This is a genomic window from Leptospira wolffii serovar Khorat str. Khorat-H2 (assembly GCF_000306115.2).
GTDB lineage: Bacteria > Spirochaetota > Leptospiria > Leptospirales > Leptospiraceae > Leptospira_B > Leptospira_B wolffii.
The window spans coordinates 44,375-56,100 of record NZ_AKWX02000013.1 but is presented as its reverse complement, the minus strand read 5'-3'; the positions used below and the strand labels follow the sequence as shown (position 1 = coordinate 56,100).

The following is an 11,726-nucleotide window of genomic DNA, read 5'->3' as shown; positions in this document are numbered from 1 at the left end:
AGGAATTATCGTCTTCTTTTTTCTTTCTTGGATTTACGGACCGTCTTTTTCTTGGGAGCAGTCGGTTTCTTAAGAGCGGGCAATTTCATCTTGTTCAGACTATGCACCAATTCCATCAGTTCTTCGATGCCGAATACTTCCAGAAGTTTTATTACCTTGGAAAATCCGGCCTTTTCGATTAGATTGAGGGCGTTTTTTGTGCCGAAGGATCTTAATAATATCGGAATTTCCCGAACCGATCGTTTTCGGATCCATTCTTCACATTGTTCCGGAGTTAAAGCCTTTGCCAAAGGAACGAAATCCTTGGTAGGAAGAACTTTGGCGATTTCCAAAAAAGAATCCACTCCGATTGCATTCAAATATCTTAATGCTTCTTCGGTTCCTAGGTTCTTTACTATATCCAGAATATTCCTGGATCCCAGATCCTGATTGATCTTCGCCACGTCCTTAGGATCCAGCGCCTCGGCGAGTTTTTTCAGATCGTCCAAGGGAAGATTTTTAACGTAACAGACCAGATCGGCAGGCAACGTACTTTGGATCAATTCCACCAAAACCGATTCGCTTATGGATTGAAGGAGATTTGTGATCTCTTTTTCCGAAAGATTCTGGCTTAGAAACAGTAATCTTTTATGATCCACCTTCTCCGAAATGGAGAAAAGCGCTTCGTATCCTAGATTCCGGAAAAGCTGAAAGGATTTCTGAGGTCCTAACTTATCCAGATACTCCAAAGCGTTCTGAATGGTGGAGATCACCTTCTTCATCCCAGTATGTCCCCCAACACGTCTAAGACGAGTGGCGTGAGAGTTCTTTTGGAATGTATCTTACGGATATTATCCGCAGTGTCCGAAGTGACTTTTCCGATCCAGAGATCCAGCTCTGTATCGCTTAGCCCCACGAATTCCTGTAGACTCTCTTTGCGATAATGATTAAGTAGAGTATCCCGGAATACCGCATAAGAATTCTCCATTGCGGATCTCACCTTCTCGTCCGACGCTATCGCCCTACGGATCCGGTCCGATCCCGCTCCGAAGACGTTAGTGTTCATTCTACCCAATTCTCCGAATCCGGTACTGAATAGAATCTTCAAAGTGTTGCGAATCGCGGATTGGATTTCCTGGGTTTCCGCTCCCGCCGCCGCGAAGTCCGCCAATCTCTCCGTAAAGGTTGGCAAAAGGGAAGATAGAAATTGCGAGATTTGCTTCTCCAATCCTGCCGCCTGGAAGACTCCGTGCAAAGGATTTATCTTTTTATGAAATTCGCTCAGCACTTTCTCCAAACCTTGCGAAAACATGGACTGTAATTCGGGTTGGTTTAGAATTCCTAAAATTAAAGTCTTGGAAGGAGCGGCTTGGGTTCCCGCGATGAATTCTACGATCGCTTCTCTGGACTCCTCGGATAGAAATTCGTCTAGAGAAGAATATGGAAATGCCTTCTCCACCGGAAACTCCTCCGCCAGAAGTTTTAATTTTTCTTCCGGAAGTCGGAAGAGCCCGATCGCCGAAGGGGAAAGGGAAGGGTTCTCCGGAAGAAGATCCTCTAATCTAGTATGAAAAAGAAAGAGCAGACTCTTTCGGATACTGGACTCCAATTTGCCAGGCTCCGAGATCCAAGCCTCGATCCTAGATTTACGGGAACGAAAACGATTCCAAAATGCCAAAGTCTACTCCTAAGCCTTCGCGAGAGAGGCCCACGCGGCGTCTAATTTCGCGAAATGGTAGGTAAGCTGATTCTTATGGTATAAAACCAGATTTTTTTTCTTTAAATTATGAAGATCTTTCGGAGGCTGAAAAAGTTTCTCCAAAAAGCGGACCTCTTGCCCGTTATGTTGTATAAAGCCCAAACGTTTCGCTTTTTCCAAAAAAGAATCGAAAGCCTCCGCTAATTTCTCCGAGGAGAATTTGCCGGAAACATAGATCTCGGGATGCTTGGTGCGTATCGTAGAAGCTAAGGATTTTATTAAGGACAATAACTTCTCCTTACTTTCCGCTCCTTTTCCCTCGAATTTTAGAAGAACGTAAGACGTTAAATTTCCCGCCGTGACTGCATAGCCCGCTCCCAATCTTTCCTTTACGATTCCCGCAACTTTATCCGCGTCCGTATTCTCCGGTATGGGGAAAGCCTTACCGTAACCTATATGCAATTCGGTCTTCTTGGAAGAAAAGTAATCGTAGGTAAGGGTAAAAGAAGTGAAATTGATCTCCTTGAATTTGGAACGAAGGAAATAGACTCCTTTTTTGATTTGGCTCATATATCCGTCCTGATTAAAGACTCCTTCTGGAAATAGGAATAAGTTTCTTCCTTCGGAAATCCGGTCTGAGAGATAGCTCCATTCCTGCTCCACCATTTCCCTGAGAGCCCCCTTTTTCAGAAGTTCTCTGGCGTTATCTCGGAAAGGCCGTTTGATCGGAACGCAACCTATATAATCCAGATACTTGGGAATGATCATGGACTTATCAATAATCTTGAATATGAACTTTAGAAATCCCTTAGGTTTGAATTCCTTAACCAGGAAGTCTTTGCCGAGAATATCCTCTCTTGCCGGGATCGCGAATTTGATGGAAGGATGGATATGTCTATAGACCGCGGATAGGGCGGGCACGTCTCCTTCCCAAACATGGTTGGCCATAAGCACCGAAGGGTAGGGCGCCTCCAAAATCTGCTTGGGGTTTTCCGCCGGAAAATATTCCTCCAAAGAGTCGAATAATATCCCTCGGAATCTATAGACCATCCCGATCATTACATCGTAGAACTTCGTGGTAAATACTGGTTTAGTACCGTTATTCGTCCTTTTCTCTTCCTTCTCTGCGCCGTTCATAGTGTATATTTCCTGTTTAAATGACGGTCTTCGGAACGGATTCGCTGATCCGAGTCGTCACTTCGTAATTGATCGTATAAGTCCAATTCGCATGATCGTCGGCGGAGACTTCTTCTTCTCCGTCCTTACCGATTACGGTCACGGTGTCTCCGATTTCGACCCCATGGATATGTGTGACATCCAACATCGTCATGTTCATACAGATTCTCCCCAGAATCTTGGCTTTCTTGCCTCGAACGAGCATGACTCCGTTATTGGATAACTTTCTATCTAGTCCTTCGTAATATCCCACGGGAACGACGGCGACCTTGGTAGGTGCGCTCGTTTGGTAGGTGGATCCGTAGCCCACATAGGAATCTTCGGGTAGATCCTTGAGGTGTACGATTCTGGTCTTCCAGGCGAGAACGGGAGAAAGTCGAAAGTCCTTCTTACCTGTGAGATGGAGGGAAAGTCTTGTCTGGAGACTGGGCCAGAGTCCGTAGAGGGAGATTCCAATTCTTACCAAATCGTGATGTGCTTCGGGAAACAACATAGTCGAAGCGGATGCGCAAGCGTGTTTTATTAGGGAAGTAAAACCGTATTTTTCCGCTATCCGTATCGCCTCGTTGAAACGATCCGTTTGTTCTTTGGAATATTTTTGCTCTAATACGTCTTCGGTACTAGCGAAATGGGTCGCGATTCCATGAATGGGTAACCCTTCTTTTTTCAATTCGGAGAAGATCTTTTCCAATTCTTCTCCGAAAGATCCTAAACGCCCCATTCCAGTATCTACCTTAAGATGGATTTGAGGAGAAGGGTCGCATTTCGCGAGAGCCCGAACGCTTTCCGTGCGGGAAACAATGATCCAGTAATTCGGATCGGAGACTTCTTTCCTTCTATATTCCAAATCCGGAATCTCTCCCATGATCAGAATAGGAAGATTAGGATAACGTTTCCTTAAAGGGATCGCCTCCTCCAAGGAGTTGACTCCTAATAGATCGGCGCCGCCTTCTACGGCAAGCTCCGCCATTTCCAAAAGCCCGTGTCCGTATGCGTTGGATTTCACGATGGCTGCGAGCCTGGTCTTTGCTGGAATTAAGGAGCGGAAATTCTTAAGGTTAAAGGAGACTGCTTCTCTAGAAAGCTCTATCCAAGTTCTATCTTTCATTCTGTGAATTATAAAGAAGCTGCTTGATCGTAATTTTCGAACACAGATCGGAAAAAATAAGCCGAAAGGAATATCCGACCCGTGTGGATTTATCTACAGTCATCAGCCCTCTTTCTCGAATCCCTGTCATGCTGATTTTTCCTTCCCACAGAAAGGAAAAAAGGGTTTCCTGAGCGGGGAAACGCCTACAAACTGCCCGAGAAACGGCTAAACCATTTTTCCAGGAACAGCGGAATGAAACAATATAAAGTAGTACAAACCTTCCCCGTGCCTCTGGCGGATCTTCTCAGAGCGAGGGAGGATCGATACAAATACTTAGATCGCTTTCCGGAGTTGAAAAACGTGGAGCTTCTGGAAGAAAGAAAGGAAGGAGATAAGATCTTCCAGAAAAGAAAAGTAAAATTGGCCGAGTCCTTACCCAAGGTCCTTGCGACCCTGCTCTCCGATCCTTCCTTGTTGGAAGATTCCGTATTCGATATTTCGACAAACACCCACGAGTTCACGATCGCTCCTCCCGGCAACGACTCCATCGTTACGATCAAAGGGTTCTCCGTATACAAATCGCTCGGGCCGAACGAGTCCGAAAGAAGCTACGAAGTAAAAGTCAATTCGGGAGTCTTTCTCATGGGCTCCGTGATTGAAACGGTGATCGAAGAGATTCACCGCCATTCCTTGGAAAAGGATAAGAACTCCATTTCGGAATTCCTAAAAAAAGACGCTTAATCGCGTAACGGGATTGTATTCTTCTAAGGTGCGCTCTGCGTATCCTTGGATTTCCCCCAGTCTCGGATCCTGTCTAAAGTCATCCGGTCCGGAAGCCCTTCTCCTAAATAGAGAATTTCTTCGCCTAGATTCCAGGCTCCCCAAACAGGCCTTCCCGCATCCAAGCCGGGCTTAATTTCCGCAAATCGATCGTCCGCGAGCAAATTCTCCCAGTCGACGGTTTGAGGTGGAATCCGAATGAATTCCCAACCGCTTTCCTGTAACGTTTCTAATTTGGTCTGAGCCTCTTTGCAGTCTTCGCAACGTTCGGACTCCAAAAGAAAGACGACTCCTTTCTTACCTTGGGCTTCGGCTCTTCGAAAGGCTTCCGCTCTCGGCTCCGGCGAAACGGATTCCTTCTTTTCGAATGGAAAGAAGTCGTACTTCCAAGCTAATAGCGTACCTGAAAGGACCCAAAAAAACGCAAAAAAGCCCAAAAGGACCCGTTTTTTAATTCGAAGATCAGTGCTCATTCTACTCCTAGGGAATCGAAACCGAAATGCTTGGTAAAGAAATCTAATATAAAGCGATTCTTGTTTCGTCCGATTCTAAAAAAAGAAGTACCGAAAAAATAAATATAAATTTACGTAGAGAGTTGACAAAAAAACATAGTCATACGCATGCTCGGTTACTAAACCAAAACCGGTTCGGAGGTGTCAGGCAGTAGATGAACGCATTGGGTAAGCACGTAATTGCAGAGTTTTATGAGTGTGATTACGAGACCATCAACAATCACGAATTGGTAGAAGATATCATGTTGAAGGCAGTCGACCTCTCCGGCGCCACCACGGTTAAATCTGTGTTTCATAGATTTAGTCCTTTCGGTGTTAGCGGTGTGGTTGTCGTGAGCGAATCCCATTTCGCGATACATACCTGGCCCGAATACGGTTACTGTGCTATCGACGTCTTTACTTGTGGAGACTTGATCGATAACCAGGCCGCTCTGGAATATCTCAAGGAACGCTTCGGCTCAAAGAGCATCTCCGTCGTGGAAATGAAGCGAGGTTTGTTGAAACTTGGCGTTGACCTACCTCACAAACCAGTTGGGAAATAAGGATCTTCTCTCCGGTATATCCGGAAAAACCCCCATTGATAAGGACGAATTCCCCTCTCCAGGAGGGAGCAGGGAGTTCTTTTGCATTAATATGATTATGAGGAGAGGTGCCAGAGGATGAGCCTGAGGACCCAAGACAAACTAAAAGTCGTTAATCGTTTTTCTTATTTGAGAAATACCATCGAAATCGGTACTACGGAGACCGGAGAGACCTTTGTTTTTAGCAAAGAAAGGATCCCTGCCGGAGAAGTGGTAGCAGTATGGGGAGGCAAAGCCGTTCATAAGAACGAGCTAGCCGGAATGTCCGGACTCTCCACTCCTCACCGTGTTCACGGAGACTTCTACCTGGTTTCTCCGCTACACGACGACGGAATCGATTCCGTGCATTTGATCCGCCAAAGCTCCGAGGCAAATTGCGGCTTCCAAGGGGATATTACCCTGGTTGCCCTCAAGGATATCGAAGCGGGCGAGGAAATCACTTACCATCCTGCGATGAAAAACCCGGAATTAGCCTGGGCTCGCAGCGAGGAAGCCGAGATCGTACGTAAGAGATTCAACGGTAATTTCCCGACTTATATCCAATCCAAAATCGAATCCGATTCGGAACTGAAAGTCTACGAACCGTTCAAGGACGGAGCCTGGGGACTGCTCACTTCCATCGATTTGGAGAATTGTAACGGAGATCTGATCCGTGACGCGGACGCGATCCGACGTTACGTCGTGGAACTTTGCGAACTCATCGAAATGAAGCGTTTCGGAGAAACCCAAGTGGTATACTTCGGAGAAGACGATCGCGTTGCTGGATATTCCATGGTGCAACTCATCGAGACTTCCTGTATCTCCGCTCACTTTGCGAACGATACCAATACTTCCTACATCGATATCTTTTCCTGCAAAGGATACGATCCGAAAGTCGCGGCCGAGTTCACTCGTCAGTTCTTCAAAGGCGACACGATGCGCCTGACCGTAACGAACCGCTTCTAAGGAGAATTCTTGGAACTTTGGCTGGACGAGGCTCTCGAGTTACCGAACGGAAGAGCCCTCAAGATTAAAGTGAAGGAGTTCTTACATTCCCGTAAGACTCCTTTCCAAAAAATAGACGTATTCGAGTCTCAAGGATTCGGTCGCATGTTCACTCTAGACGGAGTGGTCATGATGACCGAAGCGGACGAATTCGCGTATCACGAAATGATCGCCCACGTTCCCATGATGAGCCATCCGAATCCCGAGAAAGTTCTCGTGATCGGAGGAGGAGACGGGGGAACCGTCCGGGAAATTCTGAAACACCCTTCCGTTAAGGAAGTGCATCTTTGCGAGATAGACAAGGGAGTCGTAGACGTGTGCTACGAATATTTTCCCGAGATCGCAAATGCGATGAAGGATCCTCGGGTCAAGCACGCCTATGAGGACGGTGCCAAGTACGTCCAGGACTATAAGGAATACTTCGACGTGATTTGCGTGGACTCTTCCGATCCCGTAGGGCCGGCGGAAGTTCTATTCAAGCGTCCCTTTTACGAGACCATGGCCGCTTCCTTGAAGAAGGGTGGGATCTGCACTACCCAAGGCGAAAGCTTCTATTATCATGGAAAGGTAATTAAGGAATTATTCCAATTCATTCCTCAGGTATTCGATCACTGTGGGTATTATTTCACCGTGGTGCCTACCTATCCTTCCGGGATTATCGGCTTTACTTACTGCTCCAAAGGGCCGGATCCGTATAAAGTGGACCCGGATCCTAAAAGAATTCCGAAAGGATTGAAATACTACTCTGCGGAAATTCATAAGGCGGCTTTCCAGCTTCCTCCTTTTGCGCAGGAATACATCGTAAGGAAGTAGTGGATTTCTATTCCAAATTCGTAAAAAGAAGGGAGGAGTTAAACTCCCTTCTTTGCGTAGGAATCGATCCCGATATCTCCAAACTTCCTGGTTCCCTAGACAAGTACCCCGACAAACTCTACGTCTTTTCCAGAGAGATCGTGGATGCCACCGCTCGATACGCTGTAGCTTACAAACCTAATATCGCATTCTTCGAGGCCTTCGGTTCGGAAGGATTCGCCCAGTTCGAAAAACTCATCCGTCATATCAAAACGAACTATCCGGAGATCCCCATCGTAGCCGACGCCAAACGGGGAGATTTGGATAATACCGCGAGACAATACGCCAAATTCTTCTTTAAGGAATTGGGAGTGGATTCTTTGACTCTTTCTCCTTATATGGGTTCGGATACGGTTCGACCATTCTTGGAGGACGAATCCAAGTTGGTCTTCCTACTTTGCCTGACTTCCAATCCGGATTCCGCCGAACTGCAAAAGAAAACATTCTCCGAAACGGGAAGGACTCTATACAGAGAAGTCGCCGCACTAAGCGAGAAATTTTCCCCAAGAAACGTTGGCTTGGTCGTAGGAGCCACCCATCCCAAGGAATTGCAGGAAATCCGCATGGCGCATCCGGATAGAATTTTCCTAATCCCGGGCTACGGAGCCCAAGGCGCTTCTTTGGAAGAAGTGATCTCGGTATGCGGACGCAATTCTCTGATAAATTCTTCTCGTGGTATTATCTTTTCTTCGTCCGGAGAGGATTTTGCCGAGGCCGCAGGAAAGGCGGCCGCTTCCGTTTCGGAACAGATGCGAAAGCTTCTGAAATAATCCTCTTAGCTTTTCCGGTCTTCTGAGGTTTTCTTTACCGCAGCATCCGTATAATGTTTCAACTCGTCTCTGACCGCTTGGATCGAAGCGACGATCCGATTGAAAGACCGGGCTAAGGACCCGAATTCGTCCTCCGATCTCACAGGGACCATCGTCTTGTAGTCTCCCGCATTCACATGCTCCAATTCTTCGACCAAACTCTTTAACGGTCGAGCTAGACCTTCCCGGAAAAGATAAGGAAGGAGTAGAAGTAGAAGAACGGCCGCAAGAATTAGAATAGAGGCCATGGTTACTACGATGGAATGCACGGATCTGCTATAGGACTCGTAAGGATATCCAATCTCGTAGATTCTATCGTCGGATGCGAATATGTATCTAATAATATAAACGGAAACGTTCCCGGGATAATTAAGTTCCCTATACATACGCTTGGATATGAAATCTCCCGTATTTCCTTTTCGAATTCCGTAATATTCTCTTCGGAACATATCGTCGGTCAGGCGAATTCCGAATCTTGAATCTTCCTTGGAGGATTGAAAAGACCTCTGGGTCTCCTCCACCTCGTTTTTTTCCAGTAGATGAGAGAGAATTCGAGGATCGATTTCGCTATGTACTATAAGTTCCGAATCGAAGCTTCCCGGCTGTCTTGGGTGGGAGGTAAGATAGGCGACATTGTCCGGAAGGGAATATTTTCCCGCGAATCTGAGGTTCTCCCGGATGTTCTCGATTTCCGCCTCTCGGATCCCGTCGTAATAGCTTTCGATGATCTGGAAGGTGATTCTCGCAGTTATACCTAGAAGAATCAGCACGGTCGCAAGCGAAACTCCCACGATCTTGACCATAAAGGAAGAGGGCTGAGGAGAATAATTCAAATAGATGATCGTGTATAGGAAAAGCTGTATGCTGGTAGCGGACGTGAGCACGAGCTGGAAATTCGAAAAAGACAGAAAGCCTAACCCGTATAGAACGTAAGAAAGCGAGAATAGTGCGTGTATGGAGACCGCCCATCCGAAGGAGCTCCACATTTTTAGGTTTTTTTCCTTAATCCCGGGGTGAACGACCCTGCGCCCACGGAAAATTTCACGCTTTTCTTCCGAGTATCGTCTTGCGATGACGAATAGGATCCAGAAAAAGGTCAGAAAATGCAGGACTCCCATAGGGGCCGTAGTTTCCGGTTTTTGGAACTCGAACATTTGAATATTAAAATTATAGAATACTTTAGAATCTAAATTTCGGATCACATAATAAAGGAATCCGAAAACTCCCGTCAGAACGAATATGGATAGGGCGATCTTCGGTTCCCTTCTGCGGTTTTTTTCGTAGAAGGAATATAGAAAAGATAAAAGCACCGAATTCGAAAAACAGGTATACAGGGCGATCAGAAAACAAGCCGGCTTGGAGAGGAGCGGGGAGAACACGGAAGTCCGGATTAGAAATCCGAAATTCAAAAACAATGTGCATAGCAGATATAATATTAAAATCCAAGTCTGTCTCGTTTTTCTTCTTATGACCGCAAGGGCGACCAATAGGAAAAGAGAGAAGACGGTCCCCGATATATAACCTATGGAATTGTAGGAGAATTGAAAAATGCCCATGAGAGCGCTCTATAGCCGGGAATGTTCGGAGATTCGTTTGTATCGTTTTAGTCCGGTTTGCGAAACCGTAAAACAACAAACCGATCCTTGTAAGAAAAAAATGGAAGAGACTTTCGTAGGGGAAACGGATCCTTCTAAGACTTATCTATGTCTTCTTTGTGAGTTTTTAGAAAGATAGGAGAGCAAAACGGGAAAAGACCAACCCCGGTTTTATCGGGGCCGGTCGTTTGAAGATCAAGGATCGGAAGGTTTCTCTTCTACAGGAGGAGGATCTTTCTTTTCTTCCTCTATGCGAGGTGGCGTTTCTTTTTTCTCTTCTACCGGGGTTACGGGAGTTTCTTCCTTAGGAGTGGCAGGAGGAGGAAGGGACTCCCTTGTCTTATCGGAATTTGTGGAAGAGCCTCCGAAATAAAGACCGTACCCGAAGATTCCCGAAGCCTCCGAATATACGTATTGGTTCCCGCCATAGTAGCGATTGATCGAAGCTCCTTCCAGTTCGAAATAAAGGAAGCTTCTTTCAAAATTGAAACGGATCCCTAACTTGGAATAGCCTCTAAGGTTACGACTTCCTCCTATCCCGATTCCGATCCCTATGTAAGGGTCCCATTTTTGACCCGGATTGAAATGGTAAGTCGGTCCGAGATCCAAGTAAGTTTGGGAGAATCCCGGCTTGTCCACCTGAGCCGCTGTGAACAGATAAAGCCCGAATCGATCGGGAGCTATCGTTCCGAGTATGGACGCCACCATGAATTGGGTGGCTCGATCCGGAGGGACGTTGTAATCGCTTTGGTTGACTCCGATTTCGAAGCCGAGGTTTCTAGGATTGTATTCGAAAGTGCCTCGAATGGAACTCGAAGGACCGGAAAGCCCATACTGATACTGGACCTGTCCTGCGCCGTATCCGAACTTTATAATATAAGGAGAATTTTGAGTTCCTTGCCCGACCCAAGGCTCCGCGTTTAAGGCCGAGGCGGAAAGGAAAGCGAAGATAAGTGAAAATAAGATTCGATTCCGCATAGATTTTCGTTTTTGCATGTAGCCTTTCCTAACGTTGGAATTGAATGGTAGGATTTTCGGAGGCGGTAATTATTTCTATCCTTCTTCCACACGATTTCAATTTTTATGGTATCCTATTGGATCTATCCGTTTCGGAGTGTAAAAAGGTCAGCGAAAAACCGATTTATAACCTGGTTTTCGATCTAGATAGGGCGGCTTCTATTGGAAATTTCCGATCTATTATCCGACGCGATTACTCATTACGGAGGTCCCGGCCTGGCCTTCGTTTCCTTCTCCGCAGCCACCCTTTTACCTTTCAGTTCCGAGGCGGCTTTGATGATAGCTATTTGGTCGGGGATCGGAAAAACGGATGCGATCCTTTGGGCCTCTCTCGGAAATTGTTCCGCCTGTGCTTTCAATTACGGATTGGGCTATTGGTTCGGCAAAGGAGTCGAGAAAAAGATAACGCAATCCAAAACCTATTCTCTTTGGGCAGACCGTATGGGAAGCTGGGGTCATTGGGCTCTTCTTCTATCTTTTCTGCCTTTTATCGGTGACCCCATCACGGTGTTGTCCGGCTTTTTCCGGCAAAAACTTTGGATCTTCGTTCCTTTGGTATTTTCTCTCCGGATACTTCGCTATATAGTTCTCGCTTACGGAATCTCCTTTTGATCCGGCCCTAGAGAGTATCCGGAAAAGCGATTTGCACAGA

General features: G+C 46.4%; 14 protein-coding genes. 7 read left to right on the top strand and 7 right to left on the bottom strand.

Annotated features, from left to right (window positions below; all coding sequences use genetic code 11):
- Positions 1-5: 5 nt before the first annotated feature.
- Genes LEP1GSC061_RS10805 through alr form a run of 4 tightly spaced genes read right to left on the bottom strand, consistent with a single transcriptional unit; the run spans position 6 to position 3,962 of the window.
- A complete protein-coding gene (locus LEP1GSC061_RS10805; protein WP_016545496.1) occupies positions 6-761 on the bottom strand; it encodes a magnesium transporter MgtE N-terminal domain-containing protein in 756 nt (251 codons plus the stop codon).
- Positions 758-1,657: a hypothetical protein gene (locus LEP1GSC061_RS10800; protein WP_016545736.1), complete on the bottom strand. Its 900-nt coding sequence runs from the start codon at positions 1,655-1,657 to the stop codon at positions 758-760. The genes LEP1GSC061_RS10805 and LEP1GSC061_RS10800 overlap by 4 nt, the downstream gene beginning before the upstream one ends.
- 9 nt (positions 1,658-1,666) lie before the next feature.
- Positions 1,667-2,815, bottom strand: coding sequence for a lysophospholipid acyltransferase family protein (locus LEP1GSC061_RS10795; protein WP_016545476.1), 1,149 nt, complete (start codon positions 2,813-2,815; stop codon positions 1,667-1,669).
- Between the two features lie 16 nt (positions 2,816-2,831).
- The gene (alr, locus tag LEP1GSC061_RS10790; RefSeq protein WP_016545541.1) at positions 2,832-3,962 is read right to left on the bottom strand and encodes an alanine racemase; all 1,131 of its coding nucleotides are present in this window, start codon (positions 3,960-3,962) and stop codon (positions 2,832-2,834) included.
- A 234-nt stretch (positions 3,963-4,196) separates the two neighbouring features.
- Here alr and LEP1GSC061_RS10785 point away from each other — a divergent pair, with 234 nt between their 5' ends.
- Positions 4,197-4,685, top strand: coding sequence for a DUF2505 family protein (locus LEP1GSC061_RS10785; RefSeq protein ID WP_016545632.1), 489 nt, complete (start codon positions 4,197-4,199; stop codon positions 4,683-4,685).
- Between the two features lie 23 nt (positions 4,686-4,708).
- Here LEP1GSC061_RS10785 and LEP1GSC061_RS10780 read toward each other — a convergent pair whose 3' ends face one another.
- Positions 4,709-5,197, bottom strand: a complete 489-nt coding sequence (locus LEP1GSC061_RS10780) for a hypothetical protein (RefSeq protein WP_016545491.1) — start codon at positions 5,195-5,197, stop codon at positions 4,709-4,711.
- Positions 5,198-5,391: 194 nt separating this feature from the next.
- Here LEP1GSC061_RS10780 and speD point away from each other — a divergent pair, with 194 nt between their 5' ends.
- The 4 genes from speD (at position 5,392) to pyrF (ending at position 8,423) form a co-directional block, all read left to right on the top strand.
- Positions 5,392-5,778: an adenosylmethionine decarboxylase gene (gene speD / locus LEP1GSC061_RS10775; RefSeq protein WP_008596834.1), complete on the top strand. Its 387-nt coding sequence runs from the start codon at positions 5,392-5,394 to the stop codon at positions 5,776-5,778.
- 117 nt (positions 5,779-5,895) lie between these two features.
- Positions 5,896-6,762: an S-adenosylmethionine decarboxylase gene (locus tag LEP1GSC061_RS10770; RefSeq protein WP_016545555.1), complete on the top strand. Its 867-nt coding sequence runs from the start codon at positions 5,896-5,898 to the stop codon at positions 6,760-6,762.
- A 9-nt stretch (positions 6,763-6,771) separates the two neighbouring features.
- Complete coding sequence (gene speE, locus LEP1GSC061_RS10765) at positions 6,772-7,614, top strand: polyamine aminopropyltransferase (protein WP_016545566.1); 843 nt, start codon at positions 6,772-6,774, stop codon at positions 7,612-7,614.
- The gene (gene pyrF / locus LEP1GSC061_RS10760; protein ID WP_016545628.1) at positions 7,614-8,423 is read left to right on the top strand and encodes an orotidine-5'-phosphate decarboxylase; all 810 of its coding nucleotides are present in this window, start codon (positions 7,614-7,616) and stop codon (positions 8,421-8,423) included. The genes speE and pyrF overlap by 1 nt, the downstream gene beginning before the upstream one ends.
- 5 nt (positions 8,424-8,428) lie before the next feature.
- Here the strand turns inward: pyrF and LEP1GSC061_RS21670 are convergent, their stop codons facing one another.
- Positions 8,429-10,018, bottom strand: coding sequence for a HAMP domain-containing protein (locus LEP1GSC061_RS21670; protein WP_016545572.1), 1,590 nt, complete (start codon positions 10,016-10,018; stop codon positions 8,429-8,431).
- On the opposite strand from LEP1GSC061_RS21670, the gene LEP1GSC061_RS10750 reads away from it, so the two are divergent.
- Positions 10,017-10,196, top strand: coding sequence for a hypothetical protein (locus LEP1GSC061_RS10750; RefSeq protein WP_040508545.1), 180 nt, complete (start codon positions 10,017-10,019; stop codon positions 10,194-10,196). The two genes, LEP1GSC061_RS21670 and LEP1GSC061_RS10750, sit on opposite strands and share 2 nt — an antisense overlap.
- Before the next feature lie 56 nt (positions 10,197-10,252).
- Here the strand turns inward: LEP1GSC061_RS10750 and LEP1GSC061_RS10745 are convergent, their stop codons facing one another.
- Positions 10,253-11,053, bottom strand: coding sequence for a hypothetical protein (locus LEP1GSC061_RS10745; protein ID WP_016545698.1), 801 nt, complete (start codon positions 11,051-11,053; stop codon positions 10,253-10,255).
- Positions 11,054-11,236: 183 nt separating this feature from the next.
- Here LEP1GSC061_RS10745 and LEP1GSC061_RS10740 point away from each other — a divergent pair, with 183 nt between their 5' ends.
- A complete protein-coding gene (locus tag LEP1GSC061_RS10740; protein ID WP_016545465.1) occupies positions 11,237-11,686 on the top strand; it encodes a YqaA family protein in 450 nt (149 codons plus the stop codon).
- Positions 11,687-11,726: the final 40 nt, after the last annotated feature.